Below are 21,281 nucleotides of genomic sequence, written 5' to 3' on the forward strand. Positions count from 1 at the left end.
ATGGATTCTCCCGGCCGTCGACGACCGCCGGGATCGTCCTACACCCCCGCCCGCTTCGGGAGGGCGTTGGCGGATGGCAGGTTCGGCGAGGGCGCGCCGATGAGCGAAGTCGGCGGCGCGGCGGCCTGAAGCTTGGGCGTCGGCGCCTCGTTGGCGGCGGGATCGGCGGCCTTGGGCTTGAAGCCGGCCACCAGCTCCCGCCCGCGGGCGAGATCGGCCGGGTTGAGCTTGCCGGCGACCTCGTCGCGCTTGCGGCCGGCCTCCTCGTCGCCCTGCGCCGCGGCGGCGGAGAACCAGAGGTAGGACTGGACCAGATCCTGGCTCACGCCGAGGCCGCGGGCGTAGAGCACCGCGAGGTTGTACTGGCTGTCGCGCACGCCGTATTCGGCCGCGCGGCGGAAGGCGCTCGCCGCGGTGACGAAGTCGGGCCGGCCATTGGCCGCCGGGTTCTCGGCGTGCAGCACTGCGAGGTTGTGCATCGCGCGGGTGTTGCCCATGTCCGCGGCCCGGCCATACCAGGACTTGGCCTGGGCGATGTCGCGCACCACCCCCGAGCCCTTCTCGTAGGCGTTGCCGAGCTTGAACTGGGCCGGGGCGTAGCCCGCGCTCGCGAGCCGCTCGTACAGCTTGGCGGCCACCGCGAGATCGCGCGACAGGCCGCGCCCCTCGACGGCGCGGCCGGCGAGTTCCCAGATCGCGGCGCCGTCGCCGTCGAGGGCCGATTGCTTGAGGGGGGCCAGGGCCGTCGGAAGTCCCGCCAGATCCGCGCCGAGCCCGGCCATGGACGCGACATGCGGCATCGCGTGGGGCGCGGCTTTCCGGCCGGTCTCGTCGGGCCGGGGCGCAGCCTCGGCCAAGGATTGCGTGGTGGCCGGATCGGCGAGAGGCGCGGCATTCTGCGACGGCGGACGGGCCGCCGCCGGGGGTGCCGCGCCGCGGTCCGCCGGGCTCTGCTCGGCCGTCTTGGCGTCGGCGGTCGCGCCCTCGCCGCCCTTCACCTCAGCACCTTTGCCCGCGGCGATCTTGGTCGCATCCGGCGCCGCGGCGACGGCGTTGCGCTCGCTCGGCGCGGCGGCCTCTTCGGACGGCGCGCCGCCATTGAGCTGGAAGGCCTGATAGGCGCCGAGCGCCAGCACCACCGCGGCGAGGCCGAGGAGCAGGGTCCGGCGGCGCTTCTCGAAGCCGCCGCGCATCCGCGACACGGCGCCTTCCTGGGCGCCCTCGGAGGCGATTGCGCCGGACTTCGCCCCGTGGCTCGCGCCCCCGCTGATCCGCTCGCGCAGGCGGGTCGTGAGCGGCTGCTCGGTTTCGGCTTCCGCCTGCGCGGCCTGGGCGGCGCGCCGAGCGGCGGCGATGAAGCTCGTCTTGATGTCCGAGCCTGCCGGAAGCGGTGCCTCCGCGGCCGGGCGGCCGGGGGCCGGGCGGCCGGCGCCGGGCTCGAGCAGCTCGTCGTCGCTGCGCGTCACCTCGCTCAGCACGTCCTCCGGCCGGACGGCGGGACGGGGGCGAGCCGGCATCGGCGCGGCGGATTTGTGCGGGGCGCCCTTCGGCGCGGCGGGCCGTTCGTGGGCCGCGCGCTCCCGCGACGGGACCTCTGCGAGCGACTCGGGCAGCGCGAGTTCGAACGTGCTGCCGGCGCGATCCGGCGCCGCGGCGGCGAGCGCCCCGGCCGATGTCATGGTCGCGGCGGCGGGGCGATCGAGCTGGTCGCTCAGGCGCGACAGCAAGGCCTGCACGCCTTCCATCGTGGCGTGGAGACGCTGATCGGCATCGCGCTGGCTCGCGCGCATCTCGGCGAGGTCGGCGCGCAGCAGGCCGAGCGCCCCGTCCGAGACCGTCGCCGCCGTCACGCCCGACAGGGCTCCCTGCACCGCTTCGCGGGTGACGCGGTCGAGCACGGCCTCCAGATCCGGCCCGCCCTTGCCCGCCGCGGCGTGGCCGAGGGCCGACACTTGGCTGAGGGCCGACGCTTTGCCGAGGGCCGACACTTGGGCGACGAGCTCGCCCATGGTCCGTTCCAGCCGGCCGAGCGCGGGGTCGGCGGTCTTGGCGTCGAGGCGTTGGGCGAGGGCGACGACGTGCTGCTCCAGCGCGTCGAGACCGCGGTCGTCGGTGCCGACGCGGTCGACCTTCTCGGCCAGCGTCTCCAGCATGCCCTGGATCGAGGCGAGGTCCTTCGGCGCGGCGGGTTGCTGGCGCATGGTCTCGCCGAGCGTCTCCAGGCGTCCGATCAGGTCGCCGACGGGGTTGCCCCCCGGGGTCTCGGCGGCACGGTCCATGCGGTCGGCCAGGGCCTCGAACCGGCCGAGCAGCGCCCGCGACTCGTCGGGGCCCTTGAGCTCGCTGCGGATTTCTTCGAGGAGCGGCTTGAGGGCGGCGACCTCGGCGTCGCTGCCGCGCTGGAGCTGCGCGATCTGGGCGCTGATCGATTGTACGCTCTGCGCGAGGCTCTGGATCCGCTCCGGGCCCGCCAGGGCGGCGACGAGACGGCGAATCTCGTCGAGTTCGCGGAACACGGTGTCCAGCGCGCTCTGGTCGGCGAAGCTCGTCGCCGAGCCCGTCAGGGCGCCGTCGACCTTGCTGGCCAGCCGCTCGACCTCACCCGCGACCCGGGCATGGACGTTCTCGGCGACGTCCTCGGCCAGCCGCTCGACCTGCACCCGCATCAGCTCGATCGGGGCGGCGATGGCGGCGAAATCGCCGGGTTCGCGCGCCCGCTGGATGTCGGTCACCAGGGCGCGCATGGTCTGTTCCAGCGCGCCGACATCGCGGCCGGTGGCGAGGCCGCCGAGCGAGTCGCGCAGGCGCGTCGTTTCCTGTTGCAGCTCGACGATGGCCGGGGACGGCAGGCCGACCGCCTCCCCTGCCACGGGACGCGCGGACGCGGCGGCGTCGGCGATGGCGGCCGGGCGCTCGGCACCCTCCTCCAATTCCCGCTGACGGCGGCGCACTTCGGCCACGGCGTCGCGCATCTCGCTGGCGAGTGGCCGACCGCGGCGTCCCAGCGGACGCGGGGCGGCGAGCTGACCGGCGATCTCGCTCATCTGGCGCTCGATCTCGGCCAAGCGCCCGGTCACGGCGGCGGGCGTCTCCTCCGCCGTGGCAGCGGGGGACAGCTTCGCGGCGAGCCGCGCTTCGATCTCGCCGATCATCCGCGACGCGGCGGTCTTGGAGGCCTCGCGCTCCTCGTTGAGCGAGCGGTCGAGGGCGTCGAGTCGCTGCATCATCGCGGCGAGGGAGGCATTGAGCGGCGCCGCCTCGGCGGCGGACATGGCGCCGCGCTGCGCCTTGGCCGGCTGCGACGTCTCGGCGGCCTCCCGCGCCGGGCTCGATTCTCCGGAGCGACTGTCCGCCTTCGCGTCCTCCGGGGCGGAGCCGGGCGCGGTCACGGATTCGATCCAGGATTCCAGCGGCACGCCCGCCCGCTTGGCGACCTCGCGGGCGGCCGCGAGCACCTCCGGGTCGAAGCTGTCGATGCTGATCGGGGCGGTCTTGCTCATCGCACGGAGATCCGGTGTCGGCAGCGTCCGGGGTCCGGCCGGACGCTGACCCGTCCGGTCAGGGACGGGGCAAGGATCGGAACGGTTGATGCGACCTTTAACAATCTTGGTAAATGGCTGGTTAAGAAGCCGAGCCGGGACGAGGAAACTGCATTCCCTGATCGTTCGCGCCGGAAGCGCCCCGATTGAAGAATTCGGGTGATCTACGGTTCGCCGTTAAGCCTTGCTCATCTGTCTGTCATAAGATCGTTTCAGATTTCGCCGCGCCGCCGCGCAACAACGGTGCCGGACGATGTCGGAACGCGCTTTACCTCTTCGATTCATCGATTCGTGATTGAAACCTTGGACGTCGGGGCGGGCCTTGCAGTGATCCGCCGTGATAGTTTAGATATGAACTATCTGCGGGCGGCGAGGGTGGTCCGCCCGAATTCCTGCGGGAGGCTGACGCGATGCCGAGCTATCGGGCCCCGGTCGAGGACACGCTGTTCTTCCTGGAAGACGTTCTGGCCATCCACCGCCACGACAATCTGCCGGGCTTCTCCGACGCGTCGTCCGACGTCCTGCAGGCGATCCTGTCCGAGGGCGGCAAGCTCGCCTCGGACGTGTTCGCGCCCCTCAACCTGTCCGGCGACCGCGAGGGCTGTACCCGGCACGCGGATGGCCGCGTCACGACGCCGAAGGGCTTCAAGGAAGCCTATACGGCTTTCGCCTCGGGCGGCTGGATGGGCCTGTCGGTTCCGGAGGAATTTGGCGGCCAGGGCCTGCCTCACCTGCTCAGCACGGTGATGCAGGATTTCGCCTCCGGGGCCAATCTCGCGCTCAGCATGTATCCCGGCCTGACCCAGGGGGCGATCGCGGCCCTCCTCGTCCACGGCTCGGAGGAGCAGAAGCGCACCTATCTTCCGAAGATGGTCGAGGGCGTCTGGACAGGCACCATGAACCTCACCGAGCCGCATTGCGGCACGGATCTGGGGCTTCTCAAGACCAAGGCGGTACCCAACGAGGACGGCTCCTACAGCCTGTCGGGCACCAAGATCTTCATCTCGGCGGGCGAGCACGACCTCTCCGAGAATATCGTCCACCTCGTCATCGCCCGGATCGAGGGCGCGCCGTCCGGCACCAAGGGCATCTCGCTCTTCGTGGTGCCGAAGTTCCTGGTGAACGCGGATGGCAGCCTGGGCGCGCGCAACGGCGTGTCCTGCGGCTCGATCGAGCACAAGATGGGCATCCACGCCAATTCCACCTGCGTGATGAACTACGACGGTGCAAAGGGCTGGCTGGTCGGGGAGGCGAATCGCGGCCTCAACGCCATGTTCGTGATGATGAACGAGGCGCGCCTCGCCGTCGGCGTGCAGGGGCTCGGCCAGTCCGAGGCCGCCTACCAGAACGCGGTCGCCTATGCCCGCGAGCGCCTGCAGGGCCGGGCGCTGACCGGCGCCAAGGAGCCCGGCAAGGCTGCCGACCCGATCATCGTCCATCCGGACGTGCGCCGCACCCTCATGCAGATCCGCGCCTTCAACGAGGCGGCCCGTGTGCTCGTCCTGTGGACGGCCCTCCAATCCGACATCGCCCACCGCTCGCAGGACGCCGCCGAGCGGCAGGCCGCCGACGACCGGCTCGGGCTGATGACCCCGGTGGTGAAGGGCGTGCTGACCGATCGGGGCTTCGCCAACGCGGTCGAGGCCCAGCAGATGTTCGGCGGCCACGGCTATGTCGAGGAATGGGGCATGTCGCAGTTCGTGCGCGATGCCCGCATCGCCATGATCTACGAGGGGGCCAACGGCATCCAGGCGATGGACCTGATCGGCCGCAAGCTGCCCAAGGACGGCGGCCGGGCGATGATGGCCTTCCTCACCGAGGTGCAGACCTTCATCAAGGACCACGACGAGGACGAGGGGATGAAGCCCTACGTCGTGCCGCTCCAGCCGGCGCTGAACGACCTCCAGGGCGCCGTCCTATGGCTGATGCAGAACGCCTTCACCAAGCCCGACAATGCGGGCGCCGGGGCGACCGACCTGATGCACCTGCTCGGCACTGTCGTCCTGGGCTACATGTGGGGCAAGATCGCTAAGGCGGCGCTGGCGGCCAAGGCCGAGGGGCGCGACACGGAGCGGATGGACGCCAAGCTGGTGCTCGGACGCTTCTTCATGGAGCGGATGCTGCCGGAGACGACCCTGAGGCTCGCGCGGATCAAGGCCGGGTCGGAGACGACCATGGCGCTGGCGGCGGAGGCGTTTTAAACGCGTGGCGTTCGCTCCTCCCCTCGCCGGGAGGGGACGACCGCGCGGATTGGGACGGACACGAGGAAGCGCATATGCCCGAGGCCTATATCTACGATCACGTCCGCACCCCCCGCGGACGCGGCAAGCCGGACGGGTCGTTGCACGAGGTCACGGCGCTCCGCTTGGCCGAGACGGCCCTCCGCGCCCTCAAGGACCGCAACGGCCTCGACACCCGGCGCGTCGACGACGTGGTGCTCGGCTGCGTCGATCCCGTCGGCGAGGCCGGGGGCGACATCGCCCGCGCCGCCGCGCTGGTCGCCGATTACGGCACCCACGTGCCGGGCGTGCAGATCAACCGTTTCTGCGCCTCGGGCCTCGACGCGATCAACTTCGCCGCGGCCCAGGTGATGGCCGGCCAGCACGACATGACGGTGGGCGGCGGCGTCGAATCGATGAGCCGCATCGGGATTGGCGCCTCCGGCGGCGCCTGGCCGGTCGATCCGGCGATCGCCGTGAAGTCGTTCTTCATGCCGCAGGGCATCTCCGCCGACCTCATCGCCACCAAGTACGGCTTCTCCCGCGACGCCTGCGATGCCTACGCCGTCGAGTCGCAGAAGCGCTCGGCGAAATCCTGGGCCGAGGGGCTGTTTAAGGACTCGGTCGTGCCGGTGCGCGACATCAACGGCATCACCCTGCTCGACCGCGACGAGCACATGCGGCCCTCGACCGACATGCAGTCGCTCGGCCAGCTCAAGCCCTCCTTCGTCCAGATGGGCCAGATGGGCGGCTTCGACGCGGTGGCGGTCGATGCCCATCCGGATGTCGAGGCGGTCGACCATGTCCACCATGCGGGCAATTCGTCGGGCATCGTCGACGGCGCCGCGGCGGTGCTGATCGGCTCGCGCGAGGCGGGCGACGCCGCCGGGCTGCGCCCCCGCGCCCGCATCCGGGCCTTCGCCAATATCGGCTCGGACCCGGCGCTGATGCTGACCGGCCCCGTCGACGTGACGAAGAAGGTGCTGGCGCGGGCCGGCATGGACTTGTCCGACATCGACCTGTTCGAGATCAACGAGGCCTTCGCCTCGGTGGTCCTGCGCTATCTCCAGGCCTTCGACCTCGACCCGGCCCGGGTGAACGTCAACGGCGGCGCCATTGCCATGGGCCATCCCCTCGGGGCGACGGGCGCGATGATCCTCGGCACCGTGCTCGACGAATTGGAGCGCACCGGCCGGGAGCGCGCGCTGGTGACCCTCTGCATCGGCGCCGGCATGGGCACCGCCACGATCATCGAGCGCGTGTGAGGCGAGGTCGGGCGGCGCCGCGTCGCCCTGCCCTCCGACGGCAAACGCTGTTAAGGGCCTCTCACGCCGCGCCCTTTCGCGCCGGGCGCGGGCCCAGACCAAGAACGGGAGAGACGCCACGATGAAGACCCTGACCGCCGCCCTGTGCCTCGCCACCGCGCTGGCCCTGCCCCTCGGCGCCCGCGCCGACGACGCGGCCGACAAGCTCGCCGTCGCCAAGACGCTGACCGAGAAGACGGTGCTCAAGAACCTCGATACCGGCTTCGGCGGTGCCCTGGAGAAGACGGTCTCGACCATGCCCGAGGAGCGCGCCGAGACCGTGCGCAAGGAAGCCCGGGCCGAGTTCGACAAGCAGCGCGGCGAGCTGCTGGATGGCCTGTCCAAGCAATATGCGGAGAAGTTCAGCCTCGACGAGTTGAAGCGCCTCGGCGCCATCTACGAGGATCCGACCTACCAGAAGTTCCAGGCCGTCAACGCCGATCCGAAGTCGGAGATCAACCTGCTGTCGCAGGCGGTGGTGACGCGGCTCCTGAACATGCTGACGCTCGCCGCCGCGAGCGATCAGAAGGGTGGCATGCCGGGCGGGATGCCGGTTCCGGCTAAGTAACCGGGCCAAGTCGTAACGACGGCGCGGAGGAGGCCGGGCCGCCCCGGGCCCGGCCAAGGTCCGTAGGCGAGGACGGTCCCAGGCGACGATTGACAGGGGCGTCGGGGAACCGGCGCCCGAGGCGCGGGCGGCCCCGGCCGCCGGCTCGACGGGAGGTGCGAGGAAGAGCGATGAGCGAGTCCACGAAAAACTTTCGCTTCGAGACCGATGCCGACGGCATCGCCCTCGCGACCTGGGACATGCCGGGCCGCTCGATGAACGTCATCACCATGGCGGTGATGGATGAGCTGGAGGGCATCGTCGATGCGGTGGTGGCGGACGCGACCATCAAGGGCTGCGTCGTCACCTCGGGCAAGCCGAACTTCTCCGGCGGCGCCGACCTGACCATGCTGCAGGGGCTGGGCGCCGAGTACGAGCGCCTCAAGGCGGCGGAGGGCGAGGAAGTGGCCATGCGCCACTTCTTCGAGGCGTCACGGCGCCTGAGCCTCGTGTTCCGCAAGCTCGAGACCTGCGGCAAGCCGTTCGCCGCCGCCGTGCAGGGCCTGTGCCTCGGCGGCGCGTTCGAGCTGGCGCTCGCCTGCCATCACCGGGTGCTCGCCGACGACGAGAAGACCCGCGTAGGTCTCCCCGAGATCAAGGTCGGCCTGTTTCCCGGTGGCGGCGGCACCCAGCGCGTCGCCCGCCTGATGCAGACGGGCGATGCCCTGCAGATGCTGTTCAAGGGGGAGCAGATCCGCCCGCTGATGGCCAAGAACATGGGGCTGGCCCACGAGGTCGCCCCGGCCGCCGAGATCGTCGAGCGGGCCAAGGCGTGGATCAAGGCCGGCGGTTCGGCGGTCGCCCCCTGGGACGTTCCGAAGTTCAAGGCGCCGTCCGGCAAGGTCTACTCGCCCGCCGGCATGATGATCTGGCCGCCGGCCAACGCGATCTACCGCCGGGAGACCCACGACAACTACCCGGCCGCCAAGGCGATCCTGGCCTCGGTCTACGAGGGCCTGCAGCTACCGATGGATCTCGGGCTGAAGGTCGAGAGCCGCTACTTCGCTTACATCCTGCGCACCAAGGAGGCGCAGGCGATGATCCGCACGCTGTTCATCTCCATGGGCGAGATCAACAAGGGCGCGCGCCGGCCGAAGGACGTGGAGCCGGCCCGGATCGGCAAGGTCGGCGTCGTCGGCGCGGGCTTCATGGGGGCGGGCATCGCCTACGTCACCGCGCAGGCCGGCATGGAGGTCGTGCTGATCGACCGCGACCAGGCGGCGGCGGATGCCGGCAAGGCGCATTGCCACACGCTCATCACCGGCCAGATCAACCGCGGCAAGGCCAAGACCGCCGACCGCGACGCGCTGCTCGCCCGCATCACCGCCACGTCGGATTACGCGGCGCTCGGCACGTGCGACCTCGTGGTCGAGGCGGTGTTCGAAGATCCGGCGGTGAAGGCCGAGGTCATCGGCAAGGTCGAGGCGGCGTTGCCGGAGCACGCGATCTTCGCCTCCAACACCTCGACGCTGCCGATCTCGGGGCTCGCCAAGGTCTCGAAGCGGCCCGAGCAATTCGTCGGTATCCACTTCTTCTCGCCGGTCGAGAAGATGCTCCTGGTCGAGGTGATCCGCGGCACGCAGACCGGCGACCGCGCGGTCGCCACCGCCCTCGACTACGTGCGGGCGATCAAGAAGACCGGCATCGTCGTCAACGACGCCCGCGGCTTCTTCGCCAATCGCTGCGTCCTGGCCTACGTCAAGGAAGGCCACAAGATGCTGATGGAGGGCGTGCCGCCCGCCATGATCGAGAATGCGGGCCGCATGGCCGGCATGCCGGTCGGCCCCCTCTCCCTCAACGACGAGGTGGCGCTCGATCTCGGCCTCAAGATCCTGAAAGCCACCGAGGCGCAGCTCGGCTCAAGCGCGATCGATCCGGACCAGAAGCGGCTGCTCCTCGAGATGGTGGAAAATCGCGGGCGCCTCGGCCGCAAGAACAAGCGCGGCTTCTACGACTACCCGGAGGGCGGCCAGAAGAAGCTCTGGCCGGGCCTGTCCGAGATCCAGCCGACCCGGCTCGACCCGGATTCCATCGACGTCGAGGAGCTGAAGCACCGCTTTCTGGTGGTGCAGGCGCTGGAGGCCGCCCGCACGGTCCAGGAAGGCGTCATCACCGATCCCCGCGAGGCGGATGTCGGCTCGATCCTCGGTTTCGGCTTCGCGCCGTTCACCGGCGGCGCGCTCTCCTACATCGACTTCATGGGGGCGTCCGCCTTCGTGGACCTCGCCCGTGCCCTGGAGGCCAAGCACGGCGCCCGCTTCACCCCGCCGGACAACCTGCTGGCGATGGCCGGCCATGGCGGGCGCTTCTACGACGCGCTGAAGCGGGCGGCGTAGGGCTCGCCGCTGACCCTCTCCCCTGCGCGGGAGAGGGTTGAGCGGAGCAGGTGGAACCGAGCCGCTCCGCTTTCGTTCTTGGCCCGAGCCGCACATCGCGCTTGGAGCTGCCCTTGTCGACCCTGATCAAGATCCTGATCGCGTTCTTCCTGCCGCCGATCTCGGTGCTGATGACGAACGGCTTCGGATTGCAGTTCCTGTTCAACGTCCTGCTGTGCCTGCTGTTCTACATCCCCGGCTCGCTGCACGCCCTCTACCTGCTGCTGCGCGACCGCTGATCGGGCCGACCTCAGCGACCCAGAGCCGACAACACGATCTCGCGCCGGTGACCCCGGTCGCGATGCTCGATCAAGTAGATCCCCTGCCACGTGCCGAGCGCCAAGCGCCCGTCGCGTAGGGAGACGGTGAGGCCGGAATCGGTCAGCATCGTGCGGATATGGGCCGGCATGTCGTCCGGCCCCTCCATCCCGTGAACGTAGTGCCCGTGTCGGGGCGCGAATCCGTCGAGCGCCGTCATCAGGTCCGTGCGCACGTCCGGATCGGCATTTTCCTGGATCGTCAGCGACGCCGAGGTGTGGCGGCAGAACACGCCGACCATGCCGTGACGCAATCCGCTCTCGCGCACGAAGGCGGCGACCGCGTCAGTGATGTCCGTGAATCCCTGGCCCGGCGTCGCGACGGTCACCGTCGCGCTCGCCTGCCGCGTGACCTCGCCCGCGGAAAAGCCCTCGAGCGGCCCGACCTTGCCCGCTTGCCTCATTCCGATGTCTCCATGCTCGCCCCCGGGGCGATCTCGCGCTCGCCGCGGGCCAGGATGCGCTCCAGCACCTCGATCCGGTCGGCCTCCGCGGGCGGCTTGTCCCAGCGGATGCGGCTGACGCGGGGGAAGCGCATGGCGACGCCGGATTTGTGCCGGGTCGAGCGCTGCACGCCCTCGAAGGCGATCTCCAGGACGAGTCCGGCCTCGCGTCCGTGGGTCACCTCCCGCACCGGGCCGAAGCGCTTCACCGTGTTGTTGCGGACGTAGCGGTCGAGCTTCGCGAGTTCGGCGTCGGTGAAGCCGTGATAGGCCTTGCCGACCGGCACCAGCTCGTCGCCCGCCTCGCCCGCGCGCCAGCAGCCGAAGGTGTAGTCCGAGTAGAACGACGAGCGCTTCCCGTGGCCGCGCTGGGCATACATCATTACGGCATCGACGATGTGCGGCTCGCGCTTCCACTTCCACCACGGGCCCTTGGGGCGGCCGGGCAGATAGGCGCTGTCGCGCCGCTTCAGCATCACGCCCTCGATGGCGTCGGCATCCTCGCCGGCCCCGACCGAGGCCGGGTCGGCCCGCGCCGCCGCGAGATCCGCCCAGGTTCCGAACGGCACGACCGGCGAGAGGTCGATGCGGGCATGGTCGAGATGCGTCACCAGGGCCTCGAGCCGCGCGCGCCGCTCGGCAAAGGGCAGCGCGCGCAGGTCCTCGCCCTCCGCCGCCAGCAGGTCGTAGGCGCGGACATGGGCCGGGAACTCGTCGAGAAGCTTGCCCGTCACCGCCTTCCGGTTGAGGCGCTGCTGCAGCACGTTGAAGCTCTGCACGCGGCGCTCCCGCAGGATCAGCAACTCGCCGTCGATGGCACCAGTGAAGGTGATCGCCTCGGCGAGGTCGGGAAAGGCGTCGGTGATGTCCTCGCCGGTGCGCGAGTAGACTTTTCCGACCTGCTGCCCTTGGGCGTCGCGCCCGCCCGCGAGCTGCACGCGGATCCCGTCCCACTTCCACTCCGCCGAGAACGCCTCCGGGTCGAGCTTGTCGAGATCCGCCTCCTCCTCGATCGGATGCGACAGCATCGGCGGGCGGAACGGGGCGGGGTTCCGGTTTTCGGGTTGCTCGCCCCTGCCCTCGACCCAGGCGAACAGCTCGGCGTAGGGCGCCTTCAACCCGTGCCAGACCTGCTCGACCGCATCCGCCTCGTGGCCGCCGAGTGCGCCGACCGCGGTCTTGGCGAGCCGCGCCGAGACGCCGACCCGCAGGTTGCCGGTGACGAGTTTGAGCAGCGCCCAGCGGCCGGTCTCGTCGAGCGCGTCGAGCCAGCCGGCGAGATGCTGCGGGAGTGTGCGCTTCGGGGTGGTCGCGAGGGTTTCGACCACCTCGGCCAGGGTGGGGATATGGGGGGGCGGGTTGTTGTGGCCGATGCCGGGGTTGCCCGGCCGGGCGTCCGGCCCCGGCCAGATCAGCGCCGTCGTCTCGGCGAGATCGCCCACGTAATTGTGGGACAGCCCGAACAGCACCGGATCGACCCGCTCCTCCACCAGCCCCCGGATCAGGGCGGGCTTGGCCTCGCGGAACGTCAGGCCCCCGGTCATGGCGGCGAGCGCCCAGCCGCGCTCGGGATCGGGGGTGGCGGCGAAGAAATCCTGCAGCAGCCGGAGCTTGGCGTTGCGGCGCGGTTCGTAGGCGAGGCGGTCGAGGAGGGCGGCGAAATCGTTCACGACGAGGCCTCCTCCAGGGCGGGGTTCGCTCCCGGATCGGGCTCGGCCTCGCCGTCGTCGCCATACCCGAGGAGATGCAGCGGCTTGGCGCGGATGCCTTGCGTGCCGCACCAATGCACCAGCGCGTCCTCCTGCCCGTGCGTCACCCACACTTCCTCGGCGCCGGTGTCGCGGATGGTGCGGCAGAGATCCGGCCAGTCCGAATGGTCGGAGATGACGAGGGGCAGCTCGACGCCCTTCTGGCGGGCACGGGCCCGCACCCGCATCCAGCCCGAGGCGAAGGCGGTGACCGGATCGGGGAATTTGCGCGACCAGAGATCCTGGATCGAGGAGGGCGGGCACAGCACGATGGCGCCGTGCAGGTCCTTGCGCTCGGCGGCCACCACCTTCGGCGTCTCCCCGAGCGGGATGCCTTCGTCCTTGTAGAGGGCCGTCAGCCGTTCCATGGCGCCGTGCAGGTGGATCGGCCGGTCCCAGCCCTCCTCCCGCAGCAGCGCCATCACCCGCTGCGCCTTGCCCAGCGCGTAGGCGCCGACGATGTGGGCGCGCTCGGGGAAGAGTTTGACGGAGTCCAGAAGCTTGCGGACCTCGTCCCGCGTGTCGGGATGGCGGAACACCGGCAGGCCGAAGGTCGCCTCGGTGATGAACACATCGCAGGGCACCACCTCGAAGGGCAGGCAGGTCGGATCGGGCGCACGCTTGTAATCGCCGGAGACGACGATCCGCCCGCCTTCCCCCTCGATGGCGATCTGCGCCGAGCCGAGCACGTGGCCGGCGGGGGCGAAGAACACGGTGACGTCGCCGATGCGCATGCGCTTGCCCAGCGGCGCCTCCTCGCGCCGGCGACAAAAATCCTCGCCGTAGCGGGTCGCCATGATGCGCAGCGTCTGGTCCGTCGCCAGCACGGAGCCGTGACCGGCGCGGGCGTGGTCGGCATGCCCATGGGTGATGAGCGCCCGTTCCACCGGCCGGGTCGGATCGACGTGGAAGCGCCCGAGCGGGCAGTAGAGCCCTTCCCGCGTGAGGGTGAGGAGATCGGAGGCGCGCTGCGGCATCCGACGGGATATAGGGCGCCCATCCGCGCTTCCTCGATCCTTCCCGCACCGATGTCGCATCAGCGCTCCTCCGGAAACCTCCTCGCCGACCGCCGCTACGCCTATGCCGAGGCATGCTTGGCCGAGGGCGACCCTGCGGCGGCCGCCGATCTGGCCGCACAGGTGCTGGAGATCGCCCCGGATTTCGCCCCCGCCTGGGACCTCGTCGGCCGTGCGCGGGCGGCGTCCTTCGCCGATGGCGGCGACGCGGCCGACCGGGCGGCCGCTCTGGAAGCGTTCGGACGGGCGCTGGCCCTCGACCCCGAGGACGGGCTCGGCAGCCGCCTGCACCTCGCCGATCTCGGCGCCGGGGAAGCCGCCACCGCGATCGGTCCGGCCTATGTCCGGGCCCTGTTCGAGGGCTACGCGCCGCGCTTCGAGCGCCATCTCGTCGAGGAACTCGGTTATCGCGGCCCGCAGATGATGGTCGACGCCCTCGATGCCGGTTTTGCTGCGCCGCAGCATTTCGCTCGCGCGCTCGATCTCGGCTGCGGCACCGGGCTGATGGGCCGCGCCCTCGCAGGGCGGGTCGGGCATCTGTCCGGCTGCGACCTCTCGCCGGCGATGCTGTCCCAGGCCCGCCGCACCGGGTTCTACGCGCGGCTCGTCGAGGCCGATCTCGTCGCCTTCCTCGTCGCCGAGGCGCCCGGCTCCGCCGACCTCGTCACGGCGGCGGACGTGTTCATCTATCTCGGCGACCTCGCCCCGGCCTTGTCCGGCATCGCCCGCGTCCTCGCATCGGGCGGCCACGCGGTGCTGACCGTGCAATCGCCGCCATCGTCCCGGGAAACGGGAGACGGACCGGTGCTCGGGGCCGATGGGCGTTACGCCCATCCGGATGGGGTCGTGCGGGCAGCGGCGGAGGCGTCCGGCCTCACGGTGGCCGCCGATCTCCCGGCCGCGATCCGTCGGCAGAACAGGAACGACGTTCCAGGCCGGATTTTCATCCTTCGCAAGTTCTGCACAAACACTTGATCGGAAGCGGCGCAATACGTGCAACCCCTCCCACGTCATACCGTTGTGTTGCGAAGCAATATCTGAGGACCCGATGGCGGACGAGACGAACAAGGCCTTTCCGGCGAGCCCGGTCACACGGGTGCCCTTCGCGTTGATGCTGGCGGGATTGGCCGGAACTGCGGATTCGATCGGCTTCCTCGAATTCTCTCAGCTGTTCATGTCGTTCATGAGCGGCAACACCACCCGCTTCGGCGTCGCCGTCTCAAGCTACGATTGGGGGGGCACCACCCGCTTCGCCAGCGTCATCGCGATCTTCTGCTTCGGCGCCTTCCTCGGCACGCTGATCGCCGCGTGGTCGGGCCGCTGGCGGCTCTCGGTGCTGCTGATCATTCAGGCCATCCTGTTCGCGATCGGACTCTACGTCCCGTTCGGCACGGACGCCTTCCCGCTCCACGCCTACCCGATCGTGCTGGCGCTCGGCATCCAGAACGCGACCCTGCAGGACGAGGCGGGCCGCAGCCTCGCCCTCACCTACGTCACCGGTACCGTGGTGCGCTTCGGCGCAGGCGTGGCCAACATCCTGCTGCACAAGCCGGCGCCGTCCTTCTGGATCCAGGCGCCGCTCTGGGGGGCGCTCAGCACCGGTGCGGTGCTCGGCGGCTTCCTGCATCACTGGTTCGACGAGAAAGCCTTCCTGTTCCCGGCGGGCTTCGCCGCGCTCCTCGCCGTCGTCTCACTCGTCCTGTCGATCGTGCTGAAGGACACCCCCTACGTCTCGGGCTGGGCGGCGCCGCAGCCCGACGCCCACCCGGAGGCGAAGCCCACCGCGACGGTCCCGGCGACCTGATCGGCCTCGCTCCTACTCGCTGTCGCCCGGGCCGCCGCGCAGCCGCTTGATGCTGCCGCGGCGGCTCTTCGATTCGAGCCGGCGGGTCTTCGAGGCCAGGGTCGGCCGGGTCGGGCGGCGCGGGGTCGGTGGCACAGCGGCCTCGGCCACCAGGGCAGCGAGCCGCTCGCGGGCATCCGCCCGGTTGCGCTCCTGGGTGCGGAAGCGCTGGGCGTTGATCACGAGCACGCCCTCCCCCGTCAGGCGCCGTCCGGCGAGCCGCATCAGCCGCACCGCCACCGCGTCGGGCAGGCTGCGGGACCGGCGCACGTCGAAGCGCAGCTGTACCGCCGTCGAGAGCTTGTTGACGTTCTGCCCGCCGGGACCCGAGGCGCGCACAAAGGTCTCCTCGATCTCGGATTCGTCAATTTCGATCTGCGGCGTGCAGACGAGCGCCACGGCGCCCTCCCCTTCGATTCGCGTCAGCCCGCCTCGGCGGGTGTGCGGGCCCGCACCGCGAGAGCGTGCAGCCCCCGCTGGAAGGCCTGATCCAGCAGCGCATTGACCATGCGGTGACGCTCGATCCGGCTCTTGCCTTCGAAGGCCGGCGAAACGACATCCAGTCGGAAATGCGTCTCCCCCTCCGGCCGTGACCCGGAATGGCCGGCATGGAGGTGGGATTCGTCGATCACCTCCAGCGCCGTGGGGGCGAGTTCGTCGCTCACGCGCCCGGCGATCCAGTCCCTCAGGGTCTCGGTCATCTGGTCGGTTCCTCCCATCCCCGGATCGCCCGCAGCGCGCTTGCGCGCCGCTCGGGCGTCAAGCCCGCATCCACGCATGCGTCATCAGGCCCGACGGCCTTGTCCGCCGCCTTGTCCGCCCCTCATAATCGGGTCGTCATGGATCTCAACTCGCCCCTGTTCGACCGCATCCGCATCAAGCCGACCTGCGACGACCCCAAGGACGGCTCCAAAGCGAGTTCGAAGGGCGGTCGCGCCGGCGCGAAGGCCAGTGCGACCACGGCCGCAGAGGCCACCTGCGAGGCGCCGGGCTGCACCGGCGCCGGGCTCTACCGCGCGCCCAAGGGGCGGCGGCACGAGGGCCAGTATTACCGCTTCTGCATCGACCACGTGCGCGCCTACAACGCCGCCTACAACTACTTCGACGGCATGAACGACGCCGCCGTCGAGGCCTATCAGAAGGACGCCATGGTCGGCCATCGCCCGACGTGGTCGATGGGCGTCAACGCCGCGGCCGGAGCCGGCGCCGACAAGGCGGCCAAGCCGGAGGCCGAGCGCGATTGGGCCTATGCCGACCCGCTGGGCATCCTGCGGGCCAACGGCCTCGGCGGCGGCGCGCGCCGAGCGGCGCAGCCGGAGCCGCAGCGCCCGCGCCATTCGGCTGCCGTGACCAAGGCCCTCGACGTGATGGGGCTCGACGACACCGCCGACACCGCGGCGATCAAGGCCCAGTACAAGACCCTGGTGAAGCGCTTCCACCCGGATGCCAATGGCGGCGACCGGTCCTTCGAGGAGCGCCTGCGCGACATCATCCGCGCCCACGACGTGCTGCGCGCCGCCGGGATGTGCTGACGCCGTGCCGGCGGGGCGGCACGAAGGATGCACGCAGCGCTGGGCTCTTCGGCCCGCATGGGGCGGACATTCGGCGCCGGGCTCCTATATCGCCGCGGAGCGCCTGTATCTGTTACCCCGCTGTTCCCCCTTGGCGATGCCGAGGGCCGGCGATTAAGGAAGACGGCCCCCCGGCCGATGCGTTGACGATCCCAACACGAGTCAAAGTGCGATCGCGCCGGGCCCGACGCCCCCGCCGGTCGCTCCGATGAGGTCCCGTATGCTGTCCGACGAAACGCCCGCTTCCCTGCCCGACCGTCAGGTCTCCGTCCGCGAGGTGTTCGGCATCGACCTCGACCTCAAGGTTCCGGCCTATTCCGAGGCCGAGGAGCATGTGCCGGACCTGGACCCGGACTACATCTTCGACCGGGAGACGACGCTGTCGATCCTGGCGGGCTTCGCGCGCAACCGCCGCGTCATGGTCACGGGCTATCACGGCACCGGCAAGTCCACCCATATCGAGCAGGTCGCCGCGCGCCTGAACTGGCCCTGCATCCGGATCAACCTCGACAGCCACGTCTCGCGCGTCGACCTCGTCGGCAAGGACGCCATCGTCCTCAAGGACGGCAAGCAGGTCACCGCCTTCCAGGACGGCATCCTGCCCTGGGCGCTGCAGAACAACGTGGCGCTGGTCTTCGACGAATACGATGCCGGCCGCCCGGACGTGATGTTCGTGATCCAGCGCGTGCTGGAACTGTCGGGCCGTCTGACGCTGCTCGACCAGAAGCGGGTGATCCGCCCGCATCCGGGCTTCCGCCTGTTCGCCACCGCCAACACCGTGGGCCTGGGCGACACCTCCGGCCTCTATCACGGCACGCAGCAGATCAACCAGGGCCAGATGGACCGCTGGTCGATCGTCACCACGCTCAACTACCTGCCGCACGACCGCGAGGTCGACATCGTGCTCTCGAAGGCGACGCACTATCAGGGCGAGGGCGGGCGCGACACGGTGAGCCGGATGGTCCGCGTGGCCGACCTCACCCGCAACGCCTTCATGAATGGCGACCTCTCCACCGTGATGAGCCCGCGCACGGTCATCACCTGGGCCGAGAACGCCGACATTTTCCGCGATATCGGGTTCGCGTTCCGCGTGACGTTCCTCAACAAGTGCGACGAGCTGGAGCGGCCCCTGGTGGCCGAGTTCTACCAGCGCGCCTTCGGCAAGGAGTTGCCCGAGAGCGCTCTGAACGTCGCGCTGAGCTGAGGACGGTCGCGGGCTTGGCCCGCGAACGTTTCGAGGCGCTCCCCGCTCGAATGCCGGTGAACCTGTAACGCCATGGCCCTGACCAACCGCAACAAGTCCGGTGAGCGCAAGGAACCCGGTGCCGAGCCGCTGAAGCGCTCGGTGGCCGGCTGCCTGCGCGCCATCGCCAAGCGGCCGGAGATCGAGGTCACCTATGCGAGCGATCGGCCGGCCCTGATCGGCGACAAGGCGCGCCTGCCGGAGCCGACCCGGCGGCTGACCGCCGAGGATGCCGCGATCCTGCGCGGCCATTCCGACTCGATGGCCCTGCGGCTCGGTTGCCACGACATCGGTGTCCACCGCCGCCTGGCTCCCGAGAATGCCGCCGCGCGCGCCGTCTACGACGCCGTCGAGCAGGCCCGCGTCGAGGCGATCGGCTCCCGCCGCCTCGCGGGCGTGGCCTCCAACATCACGGCGATGCTCGAAGACCGCTATCACCGTGGCGGAAAGTACGAAAACATCACCGACCGGGCCGACGCGCCGATGGAGGACGCCGTCGCCCTGATGGTGCGCGAGCGACTCACCGGTCAGGCGCCGCCGCCGGCCGCCGCCCGGATCGTCGAGCTGTGGCGCGACCACATCGAGGCGCGGGCGGGGAAGAATCTCGACGGCCTGCTGGGCTCGATCGAGAACCAGCGCGGCTTCGCCCGCTCGGTGCGCGACCTGCTCTCCTCCCTCGACATGGCCGACGAGACGCCCCTCGACCAGGACGACGAGACCGACGAGGACGAGAACCAGTCCCAGGACGACGAGCAGAGCCCGAGCGAGGGCGAGGCCGAGGAGAAGTCGCAGGGCGACCGTGCCGAGATCGAGGTGACCGACGAGTCCGCCGACGAGTTGGAGGAAGGCGCTACCGAATCCGCCGACGCGCCTTCGGGGGAATTGCCGGAAGAGGCGGAGGACGCGGAATCGGAGGAGGCCTCCGAATCCTGGCGCCCGCCGACCAGCCGCGGCAACGAGCGTACCGGTCCGGATTACCGGGTCTACAACCCGCGCTTCGACGAGGTCATCGAGGCGGAGGAACTGTGCGATGCCGAGGAACTGACGCGCCTGCGCAGCTATCTCGACAAGCAACTCGCCCATCTCCAGGGTGTGGTCGGGCGCCTGGCCAACCGGCTCCAGCGCCGCCTGCTGGCACAGCAGAGCCGGGCTTGGGAATTCGATCTGGAGGAAGGCCAGCTCGATCCGGCCCGCCTCGTGCGTGTCGTCATCGACCCGTTCCAGCCCCTCTCGTTCAAGCGCGAGAAGGACACAGACTTTCGCGATACCGTCGTCACGCTGCTCCTCGACAATTCGGGCTCGATGCGCGGACGCCCGATCACGGTCGCGGCGACCTGCGCCGACATCCTGGCCCGGACCCTGGAGCGCTGCGGCGTGAAGGTGGAGATCCTGGGCTTCACCACCCGCGCCTGGAAGGGCGGCCAGAGCCGCGAGGCGTGGCTGGCCGGCGGCAAGCCGGGCAATCCCGGTCGCCTGAACGACCTGCGCCACATCATCTACAAGAGCGCCGACGCGCCCTGGCGCCGGGCGCGCAAGAACCTCGGGCTGATGATGCGCGAGGGGTTGCTCAAGGAGAACATCGACGGCGAGGCCCTGGATTGGGCGCACAAGCGCCTGCTCGCCCGTCCCGAGCAGCGCCGCATCCTGATGGTGATCTCCGACGGTGCGCCGGTCGACGATTCGACGCTCTCGGTGAACCCCGGCAACTACCTCGAGCGCCACCTGCGCTACATGATCGAGGAGATCGAGACCCGCTCACCCGTGGAATTGCTGGCCATCGGCATCGGCCACGACGTGACGCGCTACTATCGCCGTGCGGTGACGATCATCGATGCCGAGGAACTCGGCGGGGCGATGACCGAGAAGCTGGCGGAGCTGTTCGAAGAGAATGCGAACGGTGGGCGCATGGCGCCCGCGCCGCGGCGTGCGGCCGGGGGGCGCTGAAGCGTCCTCTCACCCCACCCACCCCCTCATCCTGAGCTGCTGCGCAGCAGCCTCGAAAGAAGGCTCCAGCGGATCGCGCGGTCCCTGGCGCCCTCCTTCGAGGCCCGCTGACGCGAGTACCTCAGGATGAGGTCGTCGGGTGACGCAGTGGCGCTCAGAACGGGCTTACCGGAAAGAAGCGCAGGTACAGCTCGGCGTATTTTCCGTCGTCCCACACCCTCTGGAGCGCGTCGTCGAGCGCCCGCGACAGGGCCGCATCCTCGGTCCGCGTCACGAGGCCGATGCCCTCGCCGAAATAGCGATTCTCCAGGTAGTCGCCGCCGATGAAGGCGCAGCAGCTCTCCGAATCCTGGCCGTTGAACCACAGCGCGAGGTTGAGCCCGTCGGCGAACAGGTAGGCGACCTCGCCGCGTTTCAGCGCGCCTTGCGCGGTCGCGAGGTCGGGAAACGTCTTGCGCACGGCGTTGGGGAAATAAGCCTTGAGATAGGCCTCGTGCGCGCTGCCCTCGACCGCGCCGACGTTCCGCTCGGCCAGTGCGGTCGCGGAGGGAATGGGCAGGTCGGCGCCCTGGCGCACGGCGAAGCGGGCCGGCCAGCGGAAATAGGGCCGCGTCGCGAGGAAGCGGGCCCGCAGGGACGGCGTCAATGGCACAGCGGCAGCGACCACGTCGCCCTGCTTGTCGGCGAGGGCGTCGAGCAGCGTGTCGAAGCGGCGGGCCTGGACCGTGCAGGCGATCGTGAGGCGCTCGCAGACGGCCCGGGCGAGTTCGACGGAGAAGCCCGTGGGCGTCCCGTCCGGGCCGGCGAAATGCAGCGGCGGGAATTCGTCGTCGGTCATGAAGCGCACCGCCCGACCGGTCTGCGGGGCATCCACCCGCTCGCCGCGGGCGCGGGGATTCCAGAAGTTCGGAATCGTGACGGAGGGCGCCGCGGCGGCGGGCGCCGGGGGCAGCTGTTGCGCCTGGGCCACGTCCGCCACAAGAAAGTTAACACAGATTAACAAAGCGCGTTTCAACCCACGCGGGTGCCTTGACGCGCGGGTCGAGCCGGTGGAGCGATCAGCATGCGTGGAGAGGTCTCGGCCCATGCCTCTCCCTAGCACGGCGCGGGCC

16 protein-coding genes and 1 pseudogene are annotated in these 21,281 nt (G+C 70.2%); 10 read left to right on the forward strand and 7 right to left on the reverse strand.

The features are described 5' to 3' along the window. Nucleotides 1-38: 38 nt before the first annotated feature. Nucleotides 39-3,500 carry an SEL1-like repeat protein gene (locus MFF26_RS07035; protein WP_137829383.1) on the reverse strand — a complete coding sequence of 1,154 codons (3,462 nt, stop codon included), beginning with the start codon at nucleotides 3,498-3,500 and terminating at the stop codon, nucleotides 39-41. A gap of 449 nt (nucleotides 3,501-3,949) precedes the next feature. On the opposite strand from MFF26_RS07035, the gene MFF26_RS07040 reads away from it, so the two are divergent. The 5 genes from MFF26_RS07040 to MFF26_RS07060 all read left to right on the forward strand — a co-directional run bounded on the left by MFF26_RS07040 (nucleotide 3,950) and on the right by MFF26_RS07060 (nucleotide 10,283). Beyond that, complete coding sequence (locus MFF26_RS07040; RefSeq protein ID WP_137829382.1) at nucleotides 3,950-5,740, forward strand: acyl-CoA dehydrogenase C-terminal domain-containing protein; 1,791 nt, start codon at nucleotides 3,950-3,952, stop codon at nucleotides 5,738-5,740. Between the two features lie 74 nt (nucleotides 5,741-5,814). Beyond that, nucleotides 5,815-7,023, forward strand: a complete 1,209-nt coding sequence (locus MFF26_RS07045) for an acetyl-CoA C-acetyltransferase (RefSeq protein ID WP_137829381.1) — start codon at nucleotides 5,815-5,817, stop codon at nucleotides 7,021-7,023. Between the two features lie 121 nt (nucleotides 7,024-7,144). Continuing rightward, nucleotides 7,145-7,630 carry a DUF2059 domain-containing protein gene (locus MFF26_RS07050; RefSeq protein ID WP_137829380.1) on the forward strand — a complete coding sequence of 162 codons (486 nt, stop codon included), beginning with the start codon at nucleotides 7,145-7,147 and terminating at the stop codon, nucleotides 7,628-7,630. Between the two features lie 170 nt (nucleotides 7,631-7,800). Further along, nucleotides 7,801-10,005: an FAD-dependent oxidoreductase gene (locus tag MFF26_RS07055; protein WP_137829379.1), complete on the forward strand. Its 2,205-nt coding sequence runs from the start codon at nucleotides 7,801-7,803 to the stop codon at nucleotides 10,003-10,005. 113 nt (nucleotides 10,006-10,118) lie between these two features. Further along, a complete protein-coding gene (locus MFF26_RS07060; protein ID WP_137829378.1) occupies nucleotides 10,119-10,283 on the forward strand; it encodes a YqaE/Pmp3 family membrane protein in 165 nt (54 codons plus the stop codon). Nucleotides 10,284-10,294: 11 nt separating this feature from the next. On the opposite strand, the gene MFF26_RS07065 is transcribed toward MFF26_RS07060, so the two are convergent. Genes MFF26_RS07065 through MFF26_RS07075 form a run of 3 tightly spaced genes read right to left on the reverse strand, consistent with a single transcriptional unit; the run spans nucleotide 10,295 to nucleotide 13,529 of the window. Further along, nucleotides 10,295-10,765 (reverse strand): secondary thiamine-phosphate synthase enzyme YjbQ, encoded by a 471-nt coding sequence (locus MFF26_RS07065; RefSeq protein WP_137829377.1) that lies wholly within the window; start codon nucleotides 10,763-10,765, stop codon nucleotides 10,295-10,297. Next, nucleotides 10,762-12,474 carry a cisplatin damage response ATP-dependent DNA ligase gene (locus tag MFF26_RS07070; protein WP_137829376.1) on the reverse strand — a complete coding sequence of 571 codons (1,713 nt, stop codon included), beginning with the start codon at nucleotides 12,472-12,474 and terminating at the stop codon, nucleotides 10,762-10,764. The genes MFF26_RS07065 and MFF26_RS07070 overlap by 4 nt, the downstream gene beginning before the upstream one ends. Continuing rightward, a complete protein-coding gene (locus MFF26_RS07075) occupies nucleotides 12,471-13,529 on the reverse strand; it encodes a ligase-associated DNA damage response exonuclease (protein WP_137829375.1) in 1,059 nt (352 codons plus the stop codon). Before MFF26_RS07075 ends, MFF26_RS07070 begins: the two co-directional genes overlap by 4 nt. 51 nt (nucleotides 13,530-13,580) lie before the next feature. On the opposite strand from MFF26_RS07075, the pseudogene MFF26_RS07080 reads away from it, so the two are divergent. Further along, nucleotides 13,581-14,569: pseudogene (locus MFF26_RS07080) on the forward strand (class I SAM-dependent DNA methyltransferase); the annotation flags it as partial. A 47-nt stretch (nucleotides 14,570-14,616) separates the two neighbouring features. Continuing rightward, on the forward strand, nucleotides 14,617-15,372 hold the full coding sequence (locus MFF26_RS07085) for a YoaK family protein (RefSeq protein WP_137829373.1): 756 nt from the start codon (nucleotides 14,617-14,619) through the stop codon (nucleotides 15,370-15,372). A 12-nt stretch (nucleotides 15,373-15,384) separates the two neighbouring features. On the opposite strand, the gene arfB is transcribed toward MFF26_RS07085, so the two are convergent. Beyond that, the gene (gene arfB, locus MFF26_RS07090; protein WP_137829372.1) at nucleotides 15,385-15,810 is read right to left on the reverse strand and encodes an alternative ribosome rescue aminoacyl-tRNA hydrolase ArfB; all 426 of its coding nucleotides are present in this window, start codon (nucleotides 15,808-15,810) and stop codon (nucleotides 15,385-15,387) included. 23 nt (nucleotides 15,811-15,833) lie between these two features. Beyond that, nucleotides 15,834-16,112, reverse strand: a complete 279-nt coding sequence (locus MFF26_RS07095; protein WP_137829371.1) for a BolA family protein — start codon at nucleotides 16,110-16,112, stop codon at nucleotides 15,834-15,836. 138 nt (nucleotides 16,113-16,250) lie between these two features. Here MFF26_RS07095 and MFF26_RS07100 point away from each other — a divergent pair, with 138 nt between their 5' ends. The 3 genes from MFF26_RS07100 (at nucleotide 16,251) to cobT (ending at nucleotide 20,169) form a co-directional block, all read left to right on the forward strand. After that, nucleotides 16,251-16,943 carry a J domain-containing protein gene (locus tag MFF26_RS07100; protein ID WP_137829370.1) on the forward strand — a complete coding sequence of 231 codons (693 nt, stop codon included), beginning with the start codon at nucleotides 16,251-16,253 and terminating at the stop codon, nucleotides 16,941-16,943. A 259-nt stretch (nucleotides 16,944-17,202) separates the two neighbouring features. After that, nucleotides 17,203-18,186, forward strand: a complete 984-nt coding sequence (gene cobS, locus MFF26_RS07105; protein WP_137829369.1) for a cobaltochelatase subunit CobS — start codon at nucleotides 17,203-17,205, stop codon at nucleotides 18,184-18,186. 72 nt (nucleotides 18,187-18,258) lie between these two features. After that, entirely contained in the window at nucleotides 18,259-20,169 is a 1,911-nt protein-coding gene (gene cobT / locus MFF26_RS07110) for a cobaltochelatase subunit CobT (protein WP_137829368.1), read from the forward strand. Nucleotides 20,170-20,323: 154 nt separating this feature from the next. Here the strand turns inward: cobT and MFF26_RS07115 are convergent, their stop codons facing one another. Beyond that, the gene (locus MFF26_RS07115) at nucleotides 20,324-21,256 is read right to left on the reverse strand and encodes a transporter substrate-binding domain-containing protein (protein WP_137829367.1); all 933 of its coding nucleotides are present in this window, start codon (nucleotides 21,254-21,256) and stop codon (nucleotides 20,324-20,326) included. Nucleotides 21,257-21,281: the final 25 nt, after the last annotated feature.

The organism is Methylorubrum suomiense (assembly GCF_022179765.1).
Taxonomy (GTDB): domain Bacteria; phylum Pseudomonadota; class Alphaproteobacteria; order Rhizobiales; family Beijerinckiaceae; genus Methylobacterium; species Methylobacterium suomiense.